Annotated in this window: 22 protein-coding genes; 10 read left to right on the top strand and 12 right to left on the bottom strand. The window is 73.3% G+C overall.

All coding sequences use genetic code 11. The annotated features are described in order from the left end of the window. Positions 1-17: 17 nt before the first annotated feature. Together ACZ7L0_RS02755 and ACZ7L0_RS02750 are read left to right on the top strand one after the other, a co-directional pair. Complete coding sequence (locus ACZ7L0_RS02755) at positions 18-1,391, top strand: 8-oxoguanine deaminase (RefSeq protein WP_471240574.1); 1,374 nt, start codon at positions 18-20, stop codon at positions 1,389-1,391. Positions 1,392-1,461: 70 nt separating this feature from the next. Further along, complete coding sequence (locus ACZ7L0_RS02750) at positions 1,462-2,082, top strand: TMEM175 family protein (RefSeq protein WP_471240573.1); 621 nt, start codon at positions 1,462-1,464, stop codon at positions 2,080-2,082. A gap of 9 nt (positions 2,083-2,091) precedes the next feature. On the opposite strand, the gene ACZ7L0_RS02745 is transcribed toward ACZ7L0_RS02750, so the two are convergent. Then, positions 2,092-2,889 carry a helix-turn-helix domain-containing protein gene (locus ACZ7L0_RS02745; protein WP_471240572.1) on the bottom strand — a complete coding sequence of 266 codons (798 nt, stop codon included), beginning with the start codon at positions 2,887-2,889 and terminating at the stop codon, positions 2,092-2,094. A gap of 96 nt (positions 2,890-2,985) precedes the next feature. Here ACZ7L0_RS02745 and ACZ7L0_RS02740 point away from each other — a divergent pair, with 96 nt between their 5' ends. Continuing rightward, entirely contained in the window at positions 2,986-3,840 is an 855-nt protein-coding gene (locus ACZ7L0_RS02740) for an NAD(P)H-binding protein (protein WP_471240571.1), read from the top strand. A gap of 53 nt (positions 3,841-3,893) precedes the next feature. Here the strand turns inward: ACZ7L0_RS02740 and ACZ7L0_RS02735 are convergent, their stop codons facing one another. From ACZ7L0_RS02735 to ACZ7L0_RS02720, 4 genes are all read right to left on the bottom strand, one after another. Further along, positions 3,894-4,316, bottom strand: a complete 423-nt coding sequence (locus tag ACZ7L0_RS02735) for an acyl-CoA thioesterase (protein ID WP_471240570.1) — start codon at positions 4,314-4,316, stop codon at positions 3,894-3,896. A 53-nt stretch (positions 4,317-4,369) separates the two neighbouring features. Next, on the bottom strand, positions 4,370-5,011 hold the full coding sequence (locus ACZ7L0_RS02730; protein ID WP_471240569.1) for a hypothetical protein: 642 nt from the start codon (positions 5,009-5,011) through the stop codon (positions 4,370-4,372). A gap of 326 nt (positions 5,012-5,337) precedes the next feature. Then, positions 5,338-5,937, bottom strand: coding sequence for a histidine phosphatase family protein (locus ACZ7L0_RS02725; protein ID WP_471240568.1), 600 nt, complete (start codon positions 5,935-5,937; stop codon positions 5,338-5,340). Between the two features lie 21 nt (positions 5,938-5,958). Next, positions 5,959-7,167: a pyridoxal phosphate-dependent aminotransferase gene (locus ACZ7L0_RS02720; RefSeq protein ID WP_471240567.1), complete on the bottom strand. Its 1,209-nt coding sequence runs from the start codon at positions 7,165-7,167 to the stop codon at positions 5,959-5,961. A gap of 87 nt (positions 7,168-7,254) precedes the next feature. On the opposite strand from ACZ7L0_RS02720, the gene ACZ7L0_RS02715 reads away from it, so the two are divergent. Continuing rightward, the gene (locus ACZ7L0_RS02715; RefSeq protein ID WP_471240566.1) at positions 7,255-7,884 is read left to right on the top strand and encodes a winged helix-turn-helix transcriptional regulator; all 630 of its coding nucleotides are present in this window, start codon (positions 7,255-7,257) and stop codon (positions 7,882-7,884) included. Positions 7,885-7,925: 41 nt separating this feature from the next. Here ACZ7L0_RS02715 and ACZ7L0_RS02710 read toward each other — a convergent pair whose 3' ends face one another. The 3 genes from ACZ7L0_RS02710 to ACZ7L0_RS02700 are packed head-to-tail and all read right to left on the bottom strand — an operon-like array spanning position 7,926 to position 11,530. Next, positions 7,926-8,741 carry a hypothetical protein gene (locus ACZ7L0_RS02710; protein WP_471240565.1) on the bottom strand — a complete coding sequence of 272 codons (816 nt, stop codon included), beginning with the start codon at positions 8,739-8,741 and terminating at the stop codon, positions 7,926-7,928. Then, entirely contained in the window at positions 8,741-10,003 is a 1,263-nt protein-coding gene (locus tag ACZ7L0_RS02705) for a VWA domain-containing protein (RefSeq protein WP_471240564.1), read from the bottom strand. The genes ACZ7L0_RS02710 and ACZ7L0_RS02705 overlap by 1 nt, the downstream gene beginning before the upstream one ends. A gap of 18 nt (positions 10,004-10,021) precedes the next feature. Next, the gene (locus ACZ7L0_RS02700) at positions 10,022-11,530 is read right to left on the bottom strand and encodes an IucA/IucC family protein (protein WP_471240563.1); all 1,509 of its coding nucleotides are present in this window, start codon (positions 11,528-11,530) and stop codon (positions 10,022-10,024) included. An 88-nt stretch (positions 11,531-11,618) separates the two neighbouring features. Between ACZ7L0_RS02700 and ACZ7L0_RS02695 the strand changes: the two genes are divergently transcribed. From ACZ7L0_RS02695 to ACZ7L0_RS02685, 3 genes are read left to right on the top strand one after another with little or no spacing between them, the layout of a single operon-like run. Then, positions 11,619-13,151: an IucA/IucC family protein gene (locus tag ACZ7L0_RS02695; protein WP_471240562.1), complete on the top strand. Its 1,533-nt coding sequence runs from the start codon at positions 11,619-11,621 to the stop codon at positions 13,149-13,151. Between the two features lie 20 nt (positions 13,152-13,171). After that, positions 13,172-14,086 (top strand): HipA family kinase, encoded by a 915-nt coding sequence (locus ACZ7L0_RS02690; protein WP_471240561.1) that lies wholly within the window; start codon positions 13,172-13,174, stop codon positions 14,084-14,086. Beyond that, entirely contained in the window at positions 14,083-14,361 is a 279-nt protein-coding gene (locus ACZ7L0_RS02685) for an Rdx family protein (protein ID WP_471240560.1), read from the top strand. The genes ACZ7L0_RS02690 and ACZ7L0_RS02685 overlap by 4 nt, the downstream gene beginning before the upstream one ends. A 12-nt stretch (positions 14,362-14,373) precedes the next feature. Here ACZ7L0_RS02685 and aceB read toward each other — a convergent pair whose 3' ends face one another. Both aceB and ACZ7L0_RS02675 read right to left on the bottom strand, forming a co-directional pair. Next, the gene (aceB, locus tag ACZ7L0_RS02680; protein ID WP_471240559.1) at positions 14,374-16,008 is read right to left on the bottom strand and encodes a malate synthase A; all 1,635 of its coding nucleotides are present in this window, start codon (positions 16,006-16,008) and stop codon (positions 14,374-14,376) included. A gap of 99 nt (positions 16,009-16,107) precedes the next feature. Beyond that, on the bottom strand, positions 16,108-16,716 hold the full coding sequence (locus ACZ7L0_RS02675) for a nucleotidyltransferase family protein (RefSeq protein ID WP_471240558.1): 609 nt from the start codon (positions 16,714-16,716) through the stop codon (positions 16,108-16,110). 191 nt (positions 16,717-16,907) lie between these two features. Between ACZ7L0_RS02675 and ACZ7L0_RS02670 the strand changes: the two genes are divergently transcribed. Continuing rightward, positions 16,908-17,222, top strand: a complete 315-nt coding sequence (locus ACZ7L0_RS02670) for a DUF5955 family protein (RefSeq protein ID WP_471240557.1) — start codon at positions 16,908-16,910, stop codon at positions 17,220-17,222. Positions 17,223-17,235: 13 nt separating this feature from the next. Here ACZ7L0_RS02670 and ACZ7L0_RS02665 read toward each other — a convergent pair whose 3' ends face one another. After that, a complete protein-coding gene (locus ACZ7L0_RS02665) occupies positions 17,236-18,021 on the bottom strand; it encodes an IclR family transcriptional regulator (RefSeq protein ID WP_471240556.1) in 786 nt (261 codons plus the stop codon). A gap of 273 nt (positions 18,022-18,294) precedes the next feature. Here ACZ7L0_RS02665 and allB point away from each other — a divergent pair, with 273 nt between their 5' ends. Together allB and alc are read left to right on the top strand one after the other, a co-directional pair. Then, positions 18,295-19,632, top strand: a complete 1,338-nt coding sequence (gene allB / locus ACZ7L0_RS02660) for an allantoinase AllB (protein WP_471240555.1) — start codon at positions 18,295-18,297, stop codon at positions 19,630-19,632. 52 nt (positions 19,633-19,684) lie between these two features. Beyond that, the gene (gene alc / locus ACZ7L0_RS02655) at positions 19,685-20,800 is read left to right on the top strand and encodes an allantoicase (RefSeq protein WP_471240554.1); all 1,116 of its coding nucleotides are present in this window, start codon (positions 19,685-19,687) and stop codon (positions 20,798-20,800) included. 96 nt (positions 20,801-20,896) lie between these two features. On the opposite strand, the gene ACZ7L0_RS02650 is transcribed toward alc, so the two are convergent. Then, complete coding sequence (locus ACZ7L0_RS02650) at positions 20,897-21,643, bottom strand: SDR family oxidoreductase (protein WP_471240970.1); 747 nt, start codon at positions 21,641-21,643, stop codon at positions 20,897-20,899. Positions 21,644-21,751: the final 108 nt, after the last annotated feature.

Raw genomic sequence — 21,751 nt, 5'->3', positions numbered from 1 at the left:
AAAGTAGAGGACGAACGATGGCACAGCGCATCGTCATCGAGAACTGCTCGATCGCGACCGTGGACGCCGACGACACCGAGCACGCCTCGGGGCACGTCGTCATCGCCGGAAACCGCATCGAGGCGGTCGGCGCTGGAAAGGCTCCCGAGGGCCTCCAGGACGTCGTACGCCGCATCGACGCCACCGGGCACCTGGTCACCCCCGGCCTGGTCAACACCCACCACCACTTCTACCAGTGGATCACCCGGGGCCTGGCCACGGACCACAACCTGTTCGACTGGCTGGTCGCGCTCTACCCGACGTGGGCGCGCATCGACGAGCCGATGGTGCACGCGGCGGCCCAGGGCTCGCTGGCGATGATGGCCCGCGGCGGCGTCACCACCGCCATGGACCACCACTACGTCTTCCCGCGGGGCTCCGGCGACCTGTCCGGCGCGATCATCCGCGCCGCCCGTGACATGGGCGTCCGCTTCACCCTCGCCCGGGGGTCGATGGACCGCGGCGAGAAGGACGGCGGCCTGCCCCCGGACTTCGCCGTCGAGACCCTCGACGGCGCCCTCGCCGCCACCGCGGAGACCGTCGAGCGGCACCACGACGCCTCCTTCGACGCGATGACCCAGGTCGCCGTCGCCCCCTGCTCACCCTTCTCCGTCTCCACCGAACTGCTCAGGCAGGGCGCCGAGCTGGCCCGCCGCCTCGGCGTGCGGCTGCACACCCACGGCTCGGAGACGGTGGAGGAGGAGAAGTTCTGCCACGAGCTGTTCGGCATGGGCCCGACCGACTACTTCGAGGCCACCGGCTGGCTCGGCGAGGACGTGTGGATGGCGCACTGCGTCCACATGAACGACTCCGACATCGCCGCCTTCGCCCGGACGAGGACCGGTGTCGCCCACTGCCCCTCGTCCAACGCCCGCCTCGCGGCCGGGATCGCCCGGGTCCCCGACATGCTGGCGGCGGGCGTCCCGGTCGGCCTGGGCGTCGACGGCACGGCGTCGAACGAGTCCGGCGAACTCCACACCGAGCTGCGCAACGCGCTCCTCATCAACCGCCTCGGAGCCCACCGGGAAGCGGCCCTGAACGCCCGTCAGGCGCTGCGCCTCGGGACGTACGGCGGCGCCCAGGTCCTGGGCCGGGCCGCACAGACCGGTTCCCTGGAGCCGGGCAAGCTCGCCGACCTGGTGCTGTGGAGGCTCGACACCCTCGCCCACGCCTCCATCGCCGACCCGGTGACCGCACTGGTCTTCGGCGCGGCGGCCCCGGTCACCGCGTCGTTCGTGAACGGCCGTCAGATCGTCGAGGACGGGCGCCTGCTCACCGCCGACGAGGACGCCATCGCCCGGTCGACGCGGGAGCAGGCCAGGCGCCTGGCGCGGATCGCCGCCCGGACCTGAGCACTTGACGCCCTCCCCGGGGCGCGCGCGGACGCGCGCGCTCCGGGGCGATGGTGCCACGCTGTGCGCCATGAACGAGTCCGGCCGCGTAGAGGCCTTCAGCGACGGTGTCTTCGCCATCGCCATCACGCTGCTCATCCTGGAGATCAAGGTTCCCGAGGCCGGTGAACACGGCGGACTGTGGCACGCGTTGGGCGCGCAGTGGCCGTCGTACGCGGCCTATGTGGTGAGCTTCCTGGTCATCGGCATCATGTGGATCAACCACCACCAGCTGTTCAGCTACGTGGCCCGGGTGGACCGCACGATGATGTTCCTGAACCTGCTGGTGCTGATGGTGGTGGCCGCGGTGCCCTGGCCGACGGCGATGCTCGCGGAGTACCTGCGCGAGGAGCAGGCCTCGCATGTGGCGGCGGCCGTCTACAGCCTGGTGATGGTCGCGATGGCGCTCGCCTTCCAGGCCCTGTGGTGGCACCTCACCCGCACCGGGCACCTCTTCGACACCCGCGTCGACGTCCCGGCGGCCAGGGCGACCCGCGTGCGGTTCGCGCTGGGGTCGCTGGCCTATCCGGTGACCGTCGGCCTCGCCTTCGTCTCGGCGCCGCTGACCCTGGCCGCGCACGGTCTGATCGCCCTGTACTACGGCTTCAACCAGGTACCGGTGCCGACCCGGGAGGCCCCGGCCACGTCCTGAGGCGGGGCTTCAGGGACGCTGCCGCATCCGGCACGGTGTGGCCTCGGGCAGCCGGCCGGTGAAGTAGGAGCGGGGCGGGACGCCCATCAGGGTGCGGAAGTCGGACGTCATATGGGCCTGGTCGTAGTAGCCGGTGACGGCGGCGAGTTCGGCCCAGGCGACGTTCCCGGCACGGCTCAGGACCGTCCGCACCCGGTCGATACGGGCGTAGTGCTTGGGGGACAGGCCGACCCCCTCGGCGAACAGGTTGCGCAACTGCCGCTCGCTGACGGCCAGTTGCCGGGCCACGTGCCCCACCTGGCCGGGCACGCGGCCGGTCCGCAAGGACAGCGCTTCGACCCCGGCGCGGACCAGCTCGGTACGCGCCCGGTCGGCGGCGCTGGCGAGCCGCTCGGGAAGCGCCTCGGCGAGATGGGCCACCGCCTCGTCGGGCTCCAGCCACCGCAGTTCACGGGCCAGCCCGCGGGCGGCGGCGCCGGGCAGCTCCTCCAGCGGCACCGCACGGCCCACCAGGTCGACGGCCGGGACGCCGAGCAGGGGACGCGCGGTGCCCGGCGTCAGCCGCATCTCGACGCAGGACACGAACCGCTTGCCCAGGTGGTAGGAGGCGCGGGTGCGCGGGCCCATGACCAGGGTGCTGCGGCGGCCGTTCGCCCCGACCCGGACGACCACCTTCGTGGCGGCGTCCGGGAGGTGGATGTACGGCACCGTCCGCTCGGTGTCGACCGACACGGAGCCGATGCCCGCGACCCACGGGCGCAGCACCTCGGGCGTGGGCAGGACCTCTCGGGACACGGCGTTCGTCACCCCTCCACGGTAAGCGCGCCGCACGGCCGGCCGGGCCCCTCAACCGTGCCGGAATTTCCAAGAGTTCCGGGCCGTCCGCCGCGCACCGTGGTGGACATGATCCTCGTGACCGGTGCCACGGGCACCATCGGCAGTGAAGTGGTACGACAGCTCGCGGCGCGCGGCGAGAAGGTGCGCGCCCTCACCCGGGACCCGGAGCGGGCCCAGGTGCCCCCGGGCGTGGAGGCCGTGCGCGGCCACCACCAGGACCGTGCCTCGGTGGCGGAGGCGATGGCGGGCGCGCGGGCCGCCTTCCTGGTCGGCGTGTTCGGCCCGGACGACGCCGAGAACGACCTGGGCCTGGTCGAGGCGGCGCGGGCGGCGGGCGTACGGCGGATCGTGAAGCTCTCCGCGATCGGCACCGGCGATCCCCGGCTGGACGGATTCGGAAACTGGCATCTGCCCGGCGAGGAGGCCGTCCGGGCCAGTGGCCTGGAGTGGACGGTCCTGCGCCCCTCCTCCTTCGCCACCAACACACTGGCCTGGGCCGAGGCCGTCCGGGAGGGCACCTCCGCCCCCAACGTGATGAGCGACGGCAAGCAGGGCGTCGTCGACCCCCGGGACGTGGCCGAGATCGCGGTGGCCGCGCTGCTCGACCCGCGTCACTCGGGGCGCACGTACACCCTGACCGGCCCCGAGACGCTCAGCGCCGGTGAACAGGCCGCGATCCTCGGCGAGGTCCTCGGCCACCCCGTGGACATCCACGAGCTGACGCCGGAGCAGCGCCGCGAACAGCTGCTCGCCTTCGGTCTGGGGGAGGCCTACGCGGACAGCCTGGTGGCCGCCGCCCGGTTCATCCAGGACGGCGGCAACGCCGTCGTCACCGAGGACGTGGAGGAGGTGCTGGGGCGCCCCGCGCGGACCTACCGGCAGTGGGCCGAGGACCACCGGGAGGCGTTCCCGCGGGCGTGAGCCGGGGCGGCGGGGGGGGGGCGGGCCCCCGCCGCCCCGGCCCGCTGCCCGCCCTACAGCCCGAACAGGCCCGGGTCCGAGGCGAGTTCCTTGAAGACCTCCCGGGGATCCGCGACCAGCTTGCGCTCCTTCAGGTCCAGGACTCCGCCCACCGCCGTGACCTCGGCCGCCACCGTGCCGTCGGCCTTGCGCACCTCCTGCCGGATCCGGAAGGTCTTGCCGTCGCCCCACTCGAACTCGCAGGTCACGTCGATCTCGTCGCCGGCGAGCAGCTCACGCCGGTAGCGGATCGTGGTCTCCAGCGCCACCGGGCCCACGCCCCGTCCCACGAGCTCGGCCTGGTCGACCCCGGCCGCCTTCAGCAGCGTCCAGCGGGCGTGCTCCGCGTAGTTGACGTACACCGCCTGGTTCACATGCCCCTGTACGTCGGTCTCGTAGCCGCGGACGGTCACCCGGACGGAAAACGGTTCTGCCACTGCTTCCCCCTGTCACGTTCGAATCTTCCGACCCACCGATCCTGGCACGCCCCTCACGCCCGCCGGGGCGATGCCAGCAGATACCGCGCTCTCGTCCGGGGCTCGGTGTACTCGCCGGCCTGCCAGCCCGCCCGCTCCAGCGTGGCCGCGCAGCCCCGCAGCGCCTCCCCGTCCGGCGCGTACACGGCGACCGCCTCCGGCTGCGGGGTCGCGCGCACCCGGTAGCCGTCGCCGCCCTCGCCCGCCGGCCGGTGCCCGGCCGCCTCCAGCGCCAGCGCGGCGGCCCGCACCAGGTGCGCGCGCTCCCACCCGCACGGCCGGTCCACGGCGTCGTCCGCGTTGGTCATCCGGCGCAGCTCCAGCAGGCCCTCCCAGGCGCTGTGCACCTCCCGCTCCCGGCCCGGCCCGGACCCGGCGGCGTCCTCCTCCCCGCCGACGCGCGCCGCGAAGACCCCACCGGCCGCGGGCCCGGCCACCGGCTCGGCGGCCCTCTCCGGTATCGCCTCCCCGGCCGCCTCCCGTACGCGGTGCCCCGCCGGGGTGAGGAAGTGATCGTGCGGCGGGCGCGGATGCCGAAAGGCCAGCCCCCGCGCGACCAACGCCGCGAGCTGCGCCTGCGTCCCCTTCAGCCGCCCGGTGACCGGGTCGGCCCCCTCGATCACACGCCGCTGCGCGGCGGTCGGCAGACGACTCACGGCGTGCTCCTCCCCGGCGGCCAATGCCCTGCGACCGCCCGGCGGACGGCCCGTTCGAAGAGTACGACCCGGCACTGACAGCGGGCCGGGTCCGCACGGCTGCGACGGCACGGGGCACCGGCCACCGCAAGTCCGCCCGGCGGGCAGCCGTGCTGCCGGGGACGGCGCCACCGGTTTCGGCGAGGAGCGCGGGCGATGAGGCCGGTGGGTCGGTGCCGGTCTCGGCGGGAGGTGTCTCGCACACTCCGTCCGCCGTGTGGCCATGTGGCCGCGTGGCCGGCGGCGCGGCCGCGTCCGCCTCGGCCGGAGGCGTCCGCGGACTCCCTCTACGACCCCGGCCGGATGTTCCACCCCGCGATCACCGGTCGCCCGTGCTCCGTGCCCAGGCGGCACAGGGTCCCGGTGGCCAGCTGGAACAGTGCGCCGTGCGACGGGGGCAGCCCGAGGCGGCGGGCGGTCAGGACGCGCAGGAAGTGGCCGTGCGCCACCAGCAGGACGTCACCCTCCGCATCGGCGAGGGTGGTCTCCACCTCGGCCAGGACGCGGTCGGCGCGCTCGCCGACCTGCTCGACCGTCTCCCCGGGATGCTCCGGCGGCCCCGGCGCGACCCCGTCGGTGAACAGGAACCAGCCGGGCCGGGTGCGCCGGATCTCCGCGGTGGTCACGCCCTCGTACCCGCCGTAGTCCCATTCGCGCAGGCCGGCGTCGACGCGGGCGTCCGCCGCCCCGATGAGCCGCGCGGTCTCCCGGGCCCGCCGCAGGGGGCTGACGAACGCGGCCCCGATCCGCTGCGACCGGATCAGCGGCTCCAGCCCCCGCGCCTCCTCCCGCCCGCGCTCGGTGAGGGGCACGTCCGTCCAGCCGGTGTGCCGCCCGGAGCGCGACCACTCGGTCTCGCCGTGCCGGACGAGGAAGAGATCACCCATGGACCACAGGCTAGGCGGTCGCTACTGCCGGTACCCGCTCAGGAACCGCCCGATTCGCCCGATCGCCGCCTCCAGGTCCTCCGCGTACGGCAGCGTCAGGATGCGGAAGTGGTCGGGTGTCGGCCAGTTGAAGCCGGTGCCCTGGACGACCTGGATCTTCTCCCTGAGCAGGAGGTCGAGGACGAACTTCTCGTCGTCGTGGATGGGGTGCACCTTGGGGTCGATGCGGGCGAAGGCGTAGAGCGCGCCCTTGGGCTTCACACAGGACACGCCCGGGATCTCGTTGAGCTTCTCCCAGGCCACGTTGCGCTGCTCGTACAACCTCCCGCCCGGCACGGTCAGTTCGCGGATGGACTGGCGTCCGCCGAGCGCGGCCTGGATGGCGTACTGCGCGGGCGCGTTGGCGCACAGCCGCATGGAGGCCAGCATGGTCAGGCCCTCCAGGTAGTCCTTCGCGTGCTGCTTCGGGCCGGTGACGACCAGCCAGCCGGAGCGGAAACCCGCCACGCGGTAGGTCTTCGACAGGCCGCAGAAGGTGAGGACGACCAGGTCGGGGGCGAGCGCGGCGGCGGAGTGGTGCACGGCGCCGTCGTACAGGATCTGGTCGTAGATCTCGTCGGCGAACACCATCAGGCCGTGGCGGCGGGCGAGGTCGAGGATGCCCTCGATGATCTCCTTGGGGTAGACCGCGCCGGTGGGGTTGTTCGGGTTGATGATGACGACGGCCTTGGTGCGGTCGGTGATCTTCGCCGCCATGTCGTCCAGGTCCGGGTACCACTCGGCCTGTTCGTCGCAGAGGTAGTGCACCGCCTTGCCGCCCGCGAGGGTCGTCACGGCCGTCCAGAGGGGGAAGTCCGGGGCGGGGATGAGGATCTCGTCGCCGTCCTCCACCAGCGCCTGTACGGCCATCGACACCAGCTCGGAGACCCCGTTGCCGAGGAACACGTCGTCGACGTCGACCTCCAGGCCCAGGGTCTGATAGCGCTGGGCGACCGCCCGGCGGGCGGAGAGCACGCCGCGGGAGTCCGTGTAGCCGTGCGCCTGGGGGAGCATCCGGATCATGTCCTGGAGGATCTCCTCCGGCGCCTCGAAACCGAACAGCGCGGGGTTGCCGGTGTTCAGGCGGAGCACGCTGTGGCCCGCCTCCTCCAGCGCGTTGGCGTGCTCGATCACCGGGCCGCGGATCTCGTAGCAGACCTCGCTGAGCTTGTTCGACTGCCGGAACTCCATGCGCGCTCGCCCCTCCGGTTCGGTGTGTTGCTTGGTTTTACCAAGTTAGAGCTTGGAAAGTCCAACGACATGTCTAGACTGCGTGCCATGTCACCTCGCCGAAGCTACGACCAGTACTGCTCCGCCGCCCGCGCCCTCGACCTCGTCGGCGACCGCTGGACCCTGCTGATCGTCCGGGAGCTGCTCGCCGGCCCGCGCCGCTACACCGACCTGCACGCCGACCTGCCCGGCGTGAGCACGGACGTACTCGCCTCGCGGCTGAAGGACATGGAACGCGACGGGCTGACGACCCGCCGCCGGCTGCCGCCGCCCGGTGCCGCCTATGTGTACGAACTGACCGGACGGGGACGAGAGTTGCTGCCGGTGCTGCAGGCGCTCGGTGAGTGGGGCCGGGCCGAGCTGGGGGAGCGGCGGCCCACCGACGCGGTGCGCGCCCACTGGTTCGCGCTGCCGCTGTCGCGGGCGTTGGAAGGGGAGGCGGGACTGGTCGAAGTCCGGCTCGACGAGGGGGAGTTCCATCTGTACCTCGGTGCCGGGGACGGGCCGGTCTACGGCGACGGGCCGGCTCCGGACGAGCCCGGCGCCCGGCTCGTGATGGACGCCGGGGCGTGCACGGCCCTCGCACGCGGCGAGCTGGGGCTGCGGGAGGCGGTGCGCGGCGGCCGTGTGGCGGTGACCGGGGACGGCGCGGTGGCCAAGGCGCTGCGGGAGGCGTGAAAAGGCGGAAGGCCCGCCGGGTGGCGGGCCTTCCTGAGGGATCAGGCGTTCGGTGGCACCTGTGGAGGCCGCCCCGAGCCGCGCGTCAGCGCGTACCCGCCGATACCGGCGAGCGCGGCCAGCACACCGCCCACGGCGGTCCACACCCAGCGGTCGGTCCACCAGCCGGAGGACCAGCCGTCGTCCGGCTCGATCGCGGACAGCACGGCCGACTTCCCCGAACCGTCCTCGTTCGAACCGGACTTGACGGCGATCCCCGGGACCAGCGGCTCGGCCAGCGAGCCGTCCACCGCGGCCGAGCCGCCGATGTCCTTGGAGTCGACGCGGACCTCGGCGTCGACGGGCTGGCCGAGGTCCGAGGAGCGCAGATCGAGCACGGTCAGCCGGATGTAGTACGTGCCCGGCAGCGGGTCGTTGGCCCACGGCTCCGACCAGGCGCGGACCGTGCGCATGACGCAGGTCAGGTCCACGGAGGAGACGCCCTGGGCGGCGGTGTGGGTCTGGGCTCCGTACTGGCACGCCTGGCGGCGCCGCAGCCCGTCGTACACGTCGATCTGCCAGGTCTGCGCGGTGTGCGTGCCGGGCAGCTTCACCGTCGCCTTCACGGTGGGCCGCTGGCCGGAGTCGGCCGGGAACGACCAGTACAGGTAGTCGCCCGCGGAGCCGTTCGCGGTGGCCCGCTGCCCCTGGTCGATCTCGGTCGCGGTACGGAAGGACGTACCGGCCTCGGTGGGTGCCCTGCCGTCACCGGAGGGGCCGGCCGAGGGTGAGGAGTCGGCGGCGGCCTGGCCTGCGGCCAGGCCCAGCGTCGCCCCGAGCGCCAGCAGCGCGGCGCTCAACACACGTGTGATACGCATCAGTTCGTCCTCCAGACCGCGAACCGCCAGCGCGACAGCCAGCCCCACAGCAGACCGGCGACGAAGCCGGCGAGCACCAGCGCGCCGAGCAGCCACCAGCCGCGGCCGAGTCCGAAGGAGGCCACGTCGCTCGCCTTGTCCGGTCCGTCCACGACGTCCACGGTCAGCTCCAGCGGCAGGCCGGGCGTGGTCTTCACGCCGGAGGCCGCCGAGAAGGAGTTGGTGACCTGAAGGCACACGGTCTCGGCGGGGGCGTCCTCGTCGTCGCTCTCGGGCTTCGGGTAGCGCAGGCCCGTCGAGACCACGTCGGTGCGGCCGTTGCCCGTGGCCTCGCCGCGCACGATCTCGCGGCCGTGCACCGTCACCGCCCGCAGCAGCACCCCGTAGTCCGGGTTCACGGCCCGGTCGGCCGCCACGCTCACCGAAGCCCGCACCTCCTGGCCCGGCTTGACGTCCACCCGGTACCAGCGCTGCTGCCCGAACTCCTCACGGTCGGTGTACAGCCCCGACTTCAGCGCGGGCGCCTTCGCGCACTCGCCCGCGCCCTCGGTGGCCACCGGCGTCACCACCGGATCGGCCGCCCGGTCCACCAACTGCCCTACCCGGTCGGTGAGTTCCTCCTTGTGCCGCACGGAGGTGTAGGTCCCGCCGGTGGCGTCCGCGATGCAGCTGAGCTGGTCGCGGGTCTTGGCGTCCGGGACCAGGCCCAGGGTGTCGATGGTCAGACCGATGCCCTTGGCGGCGATCTCGCGGGCCACCTCGCACGGGTCCAGCGGCTGGCAGGTGTCCTCGCCGTCGCTGATCAGGACGATCCGGCGGGTGCCGTCGCCGCCGTCGAGGTCGTCGGCCGCCTTCAGCAGCGCGGGACCGATCGGCGTCCAGCCGGTCGGCGCCAGCGTGGCCACCGCGGTCTTCGCCTCGGTACGGTCCAGCGGGCCGACCGGGTAGAGCTGCTCGGTGTCCTTGCAGCCCGTCTTCCGGTCGTTGCCGCGGTAGTTGGCGCCCAGGGTGCGTATGCCGAGCTCGACCTCCTCGGGTGTCGCGTCGAGCACCTCGTTGAACGCCTGCTTCGCCGCGGCCATCCGCGACCCGCCGTCGATGTCCCGCGCGCGCATGGAACCGCTGACGTCCAGCACCAGTTCCACCTTGGGAGCGGCCTGCTCCGTCTCGTCGGCCACCGCTGCGACCGGGAAGGCTATGCCGGCCGTCAGGGCGACGAGCAGGGACCAGACCCCCGCTGCCAGCCGTTGTCTTCTGATCATCGGCGGATCCTATTGATCTCAGGTGCCGTGCTCCAAAACGAGCGGGTTCGGCAGGGCGGCCCACTGGTCGCCGGGCGTCCGCGGCGACAGCCGCATCAGCGTCAACGCCTTGACGGGCAGCGGCGCTTCGCGCAGCGCCGTCAGGTCCGGGGTGGACGGCACATCCCGTACGGCCCTCTCCAGGGCCGCCCCCAGCGCCGCGCCGGAACCCGCCGTCCCCGCCAGGGCGCCCGCCACCAGCGAGCCGAACAGTTTGCGGCGCAGCGTCGTCACGTCGTCGGTGACCAGACGGCCGGTCACATCCGGGGGTGTGATGCCGTGGCGGGTCAGCCGGGCGGGGCTGACGCGGATGTCGGCGAGGTCGCGGTAGACCAGGCGGCGGGGGGTGCCGGACGGGGAGAGCACGACGAGGAGGTTCTGGCCGTGCGCCTCCAGGGCCACGCCGAGATCCAGCAGACGCAGGCCCACCGTGAGCGTGAGACGGGTGAACCCGGCCAGCCAGGACGGGGAGCGCGGCAGGTCGGTGGTGGCGAGGGCGGCCACCGGCAGGACCCGCTCGTCCGCCGCCGCGTACACCCCCGGCGACTCGCGCAACACGGCGGCGAGATCGGGGCTGTCGGCCGCCACCGCGCCCAGCGTCCGGGTGACGTGCAACAGGCCGTCCGTGCGGGCCGCCAGGTCCTGCGCGAACGCCGACAGCGTCGCCGACATACCCACCGAGTACACCGAGATGTCCCGCACCGAGGAGGTCAGCCGGGCGCTCAGCGCGGTCTTGACGTGCGGTCCGCCGGGCAGCGCCAGGGTGCGCAGCGACATCAGGGGGTGGGCCCGCGACCAGGCCTCGCACGGGCGCTCCAGCACATGCGCCGCCTGCCAGGGGTGCACCGGGACCAGCAGCCGCTCCCCGTCCCGCAGTTCGTCCGGCCACCGGCCGGCCACCAGGCACTCCCCGGCCGGGACCGGGACCGTACCCAGCTCCACCACCGGCCGGTGCTCCGGCCCGTAGGCTAGCTGCTCGGCCACCGAGAAACCGGGCCGGGAACGGCAGCCCGGGTGGAAGGGGTGCCCGTCGACCACCCGCTGCTCCCACTGCCAGTCCTCGGCGGGCCACTCCCGCGAGAAAGCGTCCTGCCCGGCCCGCGACAGCGCCAGCGACGCCACACTGTGCCCGAGCTCGGCGGCGAACGCGGCGGCGTGCGGCACCGCCAGGTCCGTCAACAGCCGGGCCGGATCGTCGTACGCCACACCGTCCAGGTGGACGGCGGTGACATACGCGCCGGTCGCGTACGGGTCCGCGCGCGGGCCGCGCAGCCCGCGCCCGTCGGACAGCCGCACGGTGAGCTCCCGTGCCCCGCCCGCCCGGTGCGTGATCCAGGGCAGCGGCTCATGGGCGAGCGCCCGCCACAGACGGGTCAGCACGGCCGCCCGCGCACCCGGCAGCGCGGCCGTGTACCGGGGCACCAGATCGGGCCGGACGGCGGCCAGCTCCTCGGCGACCTCGGCGGCGGCGGTGGGGGGACGGTGCACTATGCGCTCCTCGGGTACGGAGTATTGCGGGCAGGATTGCCAGGGACGACAGACATACTGATCGCGATCGGACCCGGACGAAGAACGAATGGATCGCGTGGACCACATGCCCCCCAGCGACGACGCCGCGGACCTCATGCCCCCGGGCGACGATGTCGCGGAGCGCGCCGACGCGTACGCGGCGGCGCCCCTGCTCAACTGTCTGCTGCGGGAGGTGGCCGAGCCGCTCGGCGCGGACGGGGAACGGCGCACGTACCGGCTGCCCGGCACCGGCCGCCTGCTGCGGGTACGCGGCGAGCGGCGGCCCGCCGGGCCCGAGGTGCGCGCGGCGGGCACCTGGCACCGTGTCGGCCACACCGAACTGGTCAAACTGGTCGCCGAGGAACTGCGCCGGCACACCGGACTGACCAACGACGACCTGCCCACCGAGATGATCGACAGCCGGGACGCGGTCGCCGCGCTGCTCGCCGCGCGCGCCCGCCGGGCGGCGCCCGACGACCCGTACCTGCGCTCCGAACAGTCCCTCATCACCGGCCATCCTCACCACCCCGCGCCCAAGGCGCGCGGCGGCGGCCCCGTCGCCTTCTGGCTGCCGTACGCCCCCGAGGCCCACGCACGCTTCCCGCTGGTGCTGCTCGGGGTGCGCGAGGACGAGGTCGCCGAGGAGGGCGACACCACCGCGCTCGACGCCCTCGGCACGGCCCCGCCCGGCTACCGGCTGCTGCCCGCCCACCCCTGGCAGCTCGACCTGGCCGGGCCCGGCCTGGCCCCGGCCCTCGCCGACGGCCGCCTGGTCCGGCTCGGCACCACCGCCTTCCCCGCCTGGCCGACGGCGGCGGTGCGCACCCTGTACGAGCCCCGCCGCGACCTGTACCTGAAGTTCAGCCTGGATGTGCGCATCACCAACGACATCCGCCGGCTGTGGCGTCACGACCTCGAAAAACTGCGCCGCACCGACACGGCCGCGACCGAGGCCTTCGCCTCCTTCCCCGGCCCGGCCGCCTGGCTGAGCGACCGCGGCTACCGCACCGCCGCCTTCGCCTTCGAGGAACTGGCCGTCCTGGTCCGCGACGGTTTGCGCGGCCACCTGCTGCCCGGCGCCACCCCGCTGCTCGCCGCCGGGCTGGTCGAGGGCTTCGACGGCAACCCCCTCGCCACCACCGCCGACCCGGCGGCCTGGTGGGAGGCCTATCTGCGCCAGGTCGTCCCCCCGGCCCTGGCCGCCTTCGCCGAGCACGGCGTCGTCCTGGAGGCGCACCTGCAGAACACGCTGGTCGCCGTGGACGCGGCGGGCACGCCCGTGCAGGCGCTGTTCCGGGACGCCGAGGGCGTCAAGCTGCTGCCGGACGTCCCGCGTGCGGCCGGCTGGGAGCGGCTGGTGTACTGCCTGGTCGTCAACCACCTCACCGAGATCGCCGCCGCCCTCGTCGAACACCACCCGGGACTGGACCCCTGGCCCGCCGCCCGCCGCGCCCTCGCGGCCCACGACCTCCCGGAGATCCCCGCCCTGCTCGCCTCGCCCACCCTGCCCGGCAAGACCAACCTGCTGCTGCGCTGGACCGGCGCGGACGGCGCCGATGCCCGTTACCTGCCGCTGTCGAACCCGCTGGCCCGTACATGATCTGAATTACCCTGTCCGGTGTGCTGCGCGACGTGACTGCTGTTCGATACGTGACCCCGCTGCGGTCCGGCGGCTCCGTGCCCGGGGTCGTCGAGGCCGACGATCTGGGCACCTACGTCGTGAAGTTCACCGGCTCCGCGCAGGGCCACAAGGCGCTGGTCGCCGAGGTGATCGTGGGTGAACTGGCCCGCGCCCTCGGCCTGCGCTTCCCCGAGCTGGTCCTGGTGCACTTCGACCCGGTGATCGCCGCGGACGAGCCCCACCAGGAGGTACGGGAGCTGCACGGCGCCAGCGCGGGGACCAACCTCGGCATGGACTATCTGCCGGGCGCGAAGGACTTCACCCCCGAGGTCGCCGAGATCTGCCGGGTGGACCCGGTCGAGGCGGGCCGGATCGTGTGGCTGGACGCCCTGACCGTGAACGTCGACCGCACGGTCCACAGCTCCAACCTGATGGTCTGGCCCACCTTCGGGACGGTTCCGCCGCGCCTGTGGCTCATCGACCACGGCGCCGCCCTCGTCTTCCACCACCGCTGGGACGCCTCCGACCCCGCGAAGGCCTACGACTTCCGCCACCACGCGCTCGGCCGCTACGCGCCCGATGTGCGGGCCGCCGACGCCGAGCTGGCCCCGAAGGTCACCCGGGAGTTGCTGCGGGACATCGTGGCCGAGGTCCCGGACGCCTGGCTGGCCGGCGAGGAGGGCTTCGCGACGCCGGACGACATCCGTGCGGCGTACGTGGACTACCTCCACGCGCGCGTGCGGGCCTCCGAGGCCTGGCTGCCCACCGACTTCCCCAGCCGGGAGGAACTCGCCGCCGAGGAGGCCCTCAGGGCGGCACGCACACAGCAGGGCCGGCCGGACTGGCTCAAGCGGGTCCCCGACCTGCACGGCAAGCCGGCCGCGGAACAGGATTGGTCGGTACACCTGGGATGAACCCCCGTGTCGAGCGTGTCGAGATCGAGTACTGCACCCAGTGCCGCTGGCTGCCCCGCGCGGCCTGGCTGGCCCAGGAGCTGCTGACGACCTTCGAGGACGAGCTGACCGAGCTGTCCCTGAAACCGGGCAAGGGCGGCGTCTTCGTGGTCCGTGTGGGCGACGAGGTGGTGTGGGACCGCCGTGAGCAGGGGTTCCCGGAGCCGACGGCGGTGAAGCGGCTCGTACGCGACCGAGTGGCCCCGGGGAAGTCCCTGGGCCACTCGGACAAGTGAACTTCCCCGGCGTCAGCCCTTCAGCTGCTCGTACGCGGGCAGCGTCAGGAAGTCCGCGTAGTCCTCGTCGAGGGCGACCTGCAGCAGCAGGTCGTGGGCCTGCTGCCAGTGCCCGGCCGCGAAGGCCTCCTCGCCGATCTCCCTGCGGATGCCGTCGAGTTCCTCCGCGGCGACCTTCCGCGCCAGCTCCGGCGTGACCTTCACCGTGTTCCCGTCGTGCTCGAACTCGACGCCCGCGTTGATCCACTGCCAGATCTGCGAGCGGGAGATCTCCGCCGTGGCGGCGTCCTCCATCAGGTTGAAGATGGCCACCGCGCCGAGGCCGCGCAGCCACGCCTCGATGTAACGGATGCCGACCTGGACGGCGTTGACCAGGCCCGCGTACGTCGGCCTGGCCTCCAGGGAGTCGATCGCGATCAGGTCGGCCGCGTCGACCTCGACGTCCTCGCGCAGCCGGTCCTTCTGGTTCGGCTTGTCGCCGAGCACCCGGTCGAAGGACTCCATGGCGATCGGGACCAGGTCGGGGTGGGCGACCCAGGAGCCGTCGAAGCCGTCGTCCGCCTCGCGGTCCTTGTCGGCGCGGACCTTCTCGAAGGCGACCTTGTTGACCGCCGCGTCCCGGCGGGAGGGGATGAACGCCGCCATGCCGCCGATCGCGTGCGCGCCGCGCTTGTGGCAGGTGCGGACGAGGAGTTCGGTGTACGCCCGCATGAACGGGGCGGTCATCGTGACCGCGTTGCGGTCCGGCAGGACGAACCTGGCGCCGCCGTCACGGAAGTTCTTCACGATGGAGAACAGGTAGTCCCAGCGGCCCGCGTTCAGCCCCGAGGCGTGCTCGCGCAGCTCGTAGAGGATCTCCTCCATCTCGTAGGCGGCCGTGATCGTCTCGATCAGGACGGTGGCGCGGACGGTGCCCCGGGGGATGCCCGTGTAGTCCTGCGCGAAGACGAACACGTCGTTCCAGAGGCGGGCCTCCAGGTGCGACTCGGTCTTCGGGAGGTAGAAGTACGGGCCCTTGCCGAGGTCCAGCAGGCGCTGGGCGTTGTGGAAGAAGTACAGCCCGAAGTCGGCCAGGGCGCCGGGGACCTGGCGGCCGTCGGCGTCCACGAGGTGACGCTCGTTCAGATGCCAGCCGCGCGGGCGCATCACGACGGTCGCCAGCTCCTCGTCGGGGCGCAGGGCGTACGACTTCCCGGACCCGGGGTCCGTGAAGTCGATGTTCCGGGTGTACGCGTCGATCAGGTTGAGCTGGCCGAGGACCACGTTCTCCCAGGTGGGCGCGGAGGCGTCCTCGAAGTCGGCGAGCCAGACCCGCGCGCCCGAGTTGAGCGCGTTGATCGTCATCTTGCGGTCGGTGGGGCCGGTGATCTCCACCCGGCGGTCGTTCAGGGCATCGGGGGCCGGGGCCACCCGCCAGGAGTCGTCCGCGCGGATCGCGGCGGTCTCCGCGAGGAAGTCGAGGGTGGACGTGCGGGCGATCTCGGCGCGGCGCTCCGCGCGGCGGGCGAGGAGTTCGTCGCGGCGCGGCGTGAACCGCCGGTGCAACTCGGCCACGAAGGCGAGCGCCGCGTCGGTGAGGACCTCCTCCTGCCGGGGCAGCGGCTCGGCGTCGACGATGGCCAGCACGGACGGCGCTGGTGCGGACATGAGCGGTCCCTTCCTTCGGCGGGCTTCTGGTCAGTGGATAATAGTTTCCTCATCGTGGAAGTTCAATGGTTTGTTGATCTCGCTCCAGGTTTGTCGATCTCACTCGAAACGGACGAGGTGGACGAGGTCGGCCTCCGTGTCGATGTCGTAGGGCCGCGCCACGTCACCGCACTCGACGAGCGTGATCCCCTCCCGGTGCTCCCTCAGATACGCGCGGGCCCCCCGGTCGCCGGTGGCCGTCGCCGCGACGCCCGCCCAGTGCGCCGCGCCGAGCAGGACCGGGTGACCGCGCACCCCCTCGTACGCGGCCGAGACGAGGGAGGCCTCGTCGCGGTACGCGGCGAGCACCCGCCCCACCGCCTCGGCCCCGATGCCCGGCTGGTCGACGAGCAGGACCAGCGCCGCCCGCGCGCCGGTGCCGGCGAGCGAGTCCAGCCCCGCCCGCAGCGAGGCGCCCATGCCCTGTTCCCACTCCGGGTTGTCGACGAGCACGCATCCGGCCAGCTCCGCCCGCTCCCGTACGGCGTCCGCGCGGGCCCCGAGCACCACGTGCACGCGCTCGCAGCCGGCCGCCCGCAGCACTGCGGCCGCGTGTTCCACCAGGGGCCGCCCCCGGTGTTCCAGCAGCGCCTTGGGCCGTCCGCCGAGCCGTCTTCCGCCGCCGGCGGCGAGGAGCAGCCCGGCGATCAGGTGGTGGTTGTCCGTCATGCGTCCTGCATACCCGACGGCGAGCGGAGCGGCCGGTTTCCGGGGGCTGAATTTCGGTCCGCACTGTGGCGCACCCCGCACCGGGTGGCGTTTACTGGCCCGCGTCCCCGGCGCCCGACCAGTGTCACGGGGGGCGTGCGCCGGGGGATCGGGAAGCGCGGGCGCACGACGGGAGTGCGAGGGGGAGGGCTGTGTTGCGGAGCTTGGGGCAGAGGCCGGTCACCGGCAGCGACGAGGATCCGAGGGTGACGGGACTGCGGACCGCGGTCTCCCGGCTGCGCCGTGAACTCGCCGCGCATCCGGCGGAGTTCCCCGACCGGGCGATCGCCGAGGACGAGCTGGCGGCGCTGGCCGCGATGACGTCCGGGGGGCTCCCCGAGATCCCGCGGCTGCGCCGCTCCCTGTTACTGATCGCGGGCGCGATCGGGTCCGTCAGCGCCCTCGCGCCGGGCCTGTCGGAGGTCCGTGACGCCGTGTACCTGTTCGGGGAGCCGCCGCGCGGCTGACGCCCGGGCCCGGTCAGCCGCCCGTGCCGGCCAGCGCCTGCGACAGCTCCACCGCCACCTGCCGCAGCACCGGCACGATCTTCTCGGTGGCCGTCTCGGTGACCCGGCCGGCCGGGCCGGAGATCGAGATGGCGGCGGCGGTGGGGGAGTCGGGTACCGAGACCGCAAGGCAGCGGACCCCTATCTCCTGCTCGTTGTCGTCGACCGCGTAGCCCTGGCGGCGCACCTCCGCCAGGGCGGCCAGGAAGCCCTCCGGCGTGGTGATCGTCTTCTCGGTCGCGGCGGGCATGCCGGTACGGGCGAGCAGGGCGCGCACCTCCTCGTCCGGGGCGCCTGCCAGCAGGGCCTTGCCCACGCCCGTGGAGTGCGGCAGGACGCGCCGGCCGACCTCGGTGAACATGCGCATCGAGTGCTTGGACGGCACCTGCGCCACGTACACGATCTCGTCCCCGTCCAGCAGCGCCATGTTCGCCGTCTCGCCGGTCTCCTCGACCAGGCGGGCGAGGTAGGGGCGGGCCCAGGTGCCCAGCAGCCGGGAGGCCGACTCGCCCAGGCGGATCAGGCGCGGGCCGAGGGCGTAGCGCCGGTTGGTCTGCTGGCGTACGTACCCGCAGGCCACCAGGGTGCGCATCAGGCGGTGGATGGTGGGCAGCGGCAGTCCGCTGCTCGCCGAGAGCTCGCTGAGGCCGACCTCGCCGCCCGCGTCCGCCATCCGCTCGAGCAGGTCGAAGGCGCGCTCGAGGGACTGGACCCCGCCGCCGTTGGCGGACTTGGTGGTGCTGGCGCTGGACGTCGGCACGGCGCGTTCCTTTCGGGACAGGCGGGAAGGGCCAAAGCCTACCGGGGAGCCGGTTGACTCCCTGCTCGTACGTAGCTACGTTCTGCCTACTGGAATCGTAATTCCGCTTCGTGGAAAGGTCCAGAGTGGTGGCCTCGGGCCGCTGGAGAGAAGTGTGCCCTTGACGCCGGGGAATCGGGAGTGAAGACTCCTTCAACAGAACGTTGAATTCCGTTACGTGGATGTAAATCCCGTTTCCCGGATGTAAGACGGCGGCATGAGAGAGGGGTCCGGGTGTCCGACGCTGAACTGGTGCTGCGCTCCACGCGCGTGATCACCCCGGAGGGGACACGCGCCGCCTCGGTCACGGTGTCCGCCGGGACGATCGGGGCCGTCCTGCCGTACGACGCGCCCGTACCCGGGAGCGCCCGCCTGGAGGACCTCGGCGACCACGTCCTGCTGCCCGGCCTGGTCGACACCCACGTCCACGTCAACGACCCCGGACGCACCGAGTGGGAGGGCTTCTGGACCGCCACCCGCGCGGCGGCGGCCGGCGGCATCACCACCCTCGTCGACATGCCGCTCAACTCCCTCCCGCCGACCACGACCGTCGACCACCTGCGGACGAAGCGGCGGGTCGCCGCCGACAAGGCGCACATCGACGTCGGCTTCTGGGGCGGCGCCCTCCCCGGCAACGTCAAGGACCTGCGCCCCCTGCACGAGGCCGGGGTCTTCGGCTTCAAGGCCTTCCTCTCCCCGTCCGGCGTGGACGAGTTCCCGCACCTCGACCAGGATCAGCTCGCCCGGTCGCTGGCCGAGATCGCCGGGTTCGGCGGCCTGCTGATCGCCCACGCCGAGGACCCCCGCCACCTCGACGCGGCCCCCCGGCACGGCGGCCCCCGATACGCCGACTTCCTCGCCTCCCGGCCGCGCCGCGCCGAGGACACCGCCGTCGCGAGCCTCATCGCCCAGGCCAGGCGTCTGCACGCGCGCGTGCACGTACTGCACCTGTCCTCCAGCGACGCGCTGCCCCTGATCGCCGCCGCGAAGGCGGAGGGCGTCCGCGTCACGGTCGAGACCTGCCCGCACTACCTCACCCTGACCGCCGAGGAAGTCCCGGACGGCGCCAGCGAGTTCAAGTGCTGCCCGCCCATCCGCGAGGCCGCCAACCAGGACCTGCTGTGGCAGGCGCTGGCCGACGGCACCATCGACTGTGTGGTGACCGACCACTCGCCCTCCACCGCCGACCTGAAGACCGACGACTTCGCCACCGCCTGGGGCGGCATCTCCGGACTCCAGCTGAGCCTGGCCGCCGTGTGGACCGAGGCCCGCCGACGCGGGCACGGCCTGGAGGACGTGGTCCGCTGGATGTCGACGCGTACGGCCGGGCTGGCCGGCCTGGACCGCAAGGGGGCCATCGCGCCGGGCCGCGACGCCGACTTCGCCGTCCTCGCCCCCGAGGAGACGTTCACCGTCGACCCGGCCGCCCTCCAGCACCGCAACCGCGTCACGGCGTACGCGGGCCGGACCCTCGCGGGCGTCGTGAAGTCCACCTGGCTGCGCGGCGAGCGCATCATGGCGGACGGCGAGTTCACCGCGCCCAGGGGGCGGCTGCTCACCCGGCCCCACTGACCTCTGCTCGCGCACCCGCGGCGGCCGACCCCGAGAGGAAGACCTGATCACCGTGACGGCGATTCCCCGTTTCACCGGCGACGCGAACCCCTACGGAGGGGGTGACCCGTACGCGGACTACCGCACCGCCGAGTTCCCCTTCACCCACCACACCGACCTCGCCGACCGGCGGCTCGGCGCCGGTGTCATCGCCGCGGGCGACGAGTTCTTCGCCGAGCGCGAGAACATGCTGCTGCCCGGGCGGGCCGAGTTCGACCCCGAGCACTTCGGGCACAAGGGCAAGATCATGGACGGCTGGGAGACCCGCCGCCGCCGTGGCACCTCGGCCGAGCACCCCTGGCCCACCGCCGAGGACCACGACTGGGCGCTGGTCCGCCTCGGCGCGCCCGGCGTCATCCGGGGCATCATCGTCGACACCGCCCACTTCCGGGGCAATTACCCGCAGGCCGTGACGGTCGAGGGCACCGCGGTGCCCGGCTCCCCCTCGCCCGGGGAACTGCTCTCCGGCGACGTCAAGTGGACCACGCTGGTCCCGCGCACGCCGGTCGGCGGCCACGCGGCGAACGGTTTCCGCGTCTCCGTGGAGCAGTGCTTCACGCACCTGCGGGTCAAGCAGCACCCCGACGGCGGCATCGCGCGCCTGCGCGTGTACGGCGAGGTCGTCCCCGACCCGCGGTGGCTGGCGGCCCTCGGCACCTTCGACGTGGTCGCCCTGGAGAGCGGCGGCCGGGTCGAGGACGCCTCGGACCGGTTCTACTCACCGGCCACCAACACCATCCAGCCGGGCCGCTCCCACAAGATGGACGACGGCTGGGAGACCCGCCGCCGCCGCGACCGGGGCAACGACTGGATCCGCTACCGGCTGGCCGCGCAGGCCCGCATCCGGGCCCTGGAGATCGACACGGCCTACCTCAAGGGCAACAGCGCGGGCTGGGCCTCGGTGTCGGTCAGGGACGGCGAGGACGGCCGGTGGCACGAGATCCTGCCCCGCACCCGCCTCCAGCCCGACACCAACCACCGCTTCGTCCTCCCGGCCCCGGCCGTCGGCACCCACGCGCGCGTGGACATATTCCCGGACGGAGGCATCTCCCGGCTGCGGCTGTTCGGCTCGCTGACGGAACAGGGGGCGGCGGAGCTGGCGGCGCGCCATCGGGAGCTGGGCGGCTGACCCGAGAACCACAGCCCAAGGCCCCGGGAGCGGCATCCCCCGGGGACCCGAGCCGTGACGCACCCGCGCCGCGCACCGGCCCGGCCGCCCGAGGGCTCAGGCCGCGTGCCCGCCGTCCACGGCGAACTCCGCGCCCGTGATGTAGGCGGCCCCCGCCAGATGGGCGACCGTCGCCGCCACCTCCCCGGCCGTGCCGAACCGCCCCAGTGCCGTCATGGCGGCCTGCCCCTGCGCGTACGGCCCGTCCGCCGGATTCATGTCCGTGTCGATGGGGCCGGGATGGACGATGTTCGCCGTGATCCCGCGCGGCCCCAGCTCCCGGGCCAGCGCCTTCGTCAGCCCGATCAGCGCCGACTTGCTCATCGCGTAGAGCGTCCCACCGGCCCCCGGCACCCGCTGCGTCATACACGTACCGATCGTGATGATCCGGCCCCCGGCCGGCATCCGCGCGGCCGCCGCCCGGGAGGCGAGGAACACGCCGCGCACATTGACGGCGAGGACCCGGTCGACCTCGTCCGGCGTCAGACTCTCCAGCGGGCCGAGGACCCCCACCCCCACATTGTTCACCAGCACGTCCAGCCCGCCCAGTTCCCGTGCCGCCCGCTCCACCGCGCCCGCCGCCTCGTCCGCGTCCGCCGAGTCCGCGCGCAGCGCCACCGCCCGGCGCCCGAGCGCCTCGACGGCCCGTACGACGTCGTCGGCCGCCTCCTTGCCGTTCACGTAGGTGACGGCCACGTCCGCGCCCTCCCGCGCGAGCCGCAGCGCCGTCGCCGCGCCGATGCCCCGGCTGCCGCCGGTCACCAGGGCCACCTTGCCGTTCAGGGTTCCGTGAGCCGTGTTCATGGGTGTCGTGTTCATGGGTCCATTCCAGCGGCCCCGAAGGGCGGTCACCGGCGGCGAACGGACACCGAGCTCAGGTGACCGGAACTCTTCCCTCCACCTCCGGCGTTC

The sequence above is a fragment of the Streptomyces sp. NPDC039424 genome, from assembly GCF_055639495.1.
This window is presented reverse-complemented; position numbering and strand designations above follow the sequence as displayed.

Coding starts and splice junctions, on each gene's coding strand:
- ACZ7L0_RS02755 (WP_471240574.1), top strand. CDS start 18: ATGGCACAGCGCATCGTCATCGAGAACTGCTCGATCGCGACCGTGGAC.
- ACZ7L0_RS02750 (WP_471240573.1), top strand. CDS start 1,462: ATGAACGAGTCCGGCCGCGTAGAGGCCTTCAGCGACGGTGTCTTCGCC.
- ACZ7L0_RS02740 (WP_471240571.1), top strand. CDS start 2,986: ATGATCCTCGTGACCGGTGCCACGGGCACCATCGGCAGTGAAGTGGTA.
- ACZ7L0_RS02725 (WP_471240568.1), bottom strand. CDS start 5,937: ATGGGTGATCTCTTCCTCGTCCGGCACGGCGAGACCGAGTGGTCGCGC.
- ACZ7L0_RS02720 (WP_471240567.1), bottom strand. CDS start 7,167: ATGGAGTTCCGGCAGTCGAACAAGCTCAGCGAGGTCTGCTACGAGATC.
- ACZ7L0_RS02715 (WP_471240566.1), top strand. CDS start 7,255: ATGTCACCTCGCCGAAGCTACGACCAGTACTGCTCCGCCGCCCGCGCC.
- ACZ7L0_RS02710 (WP_471240565.1), bottom strand. CDS start 8,741: ATGCGTATCACACGTGTGTTGAGCGCCGCGCTGCTGGCGCTCGGGGCG.
- ACZ7L0_RS02705 (WP_471240564.1), bottom strand. CDS start 10,003: ATGATCAGAAGACAACGGCTGGCAGCGGGGGTCTGGTCCCTGCTCGTC.
- ACZ7L0_RS02695 (WP_471240562.1), top strand. CDS start 11,619: ATGGATCGCGTGGACCACATGCCCCCCAGCGACGACGCCGCGGACCTC.
- ACZ7L0_RS02685 (WP_471240560.1), top strand. CDS start 14,083: ATGAACCCCCGTGTCGAGCGTGTCGAGATCGAGTACTGCACCCAGTGC.
- aceB (WP_471240559.1), bottom strand. CDS start 16,008: ATGTCCGCACCAGCGCCGTCCGTGCTGGCCATCGTCGACGCCGAGCCG.
- ACZ7L0_RS02675 (WP_471240558.1), bottom strand. CDS start 16,716: ATGACGGACAACCACCACCTGATCGCCGGGCTGCTCCTCGCCGCCGGC.
- ACZ7L0_RS02650 (WP_471240970.1), bottom strand. CDS start 21,643: ATGAACACGGCTCACGGAACCCTGAACGGCAAGGTGGCCCTGGTGACC.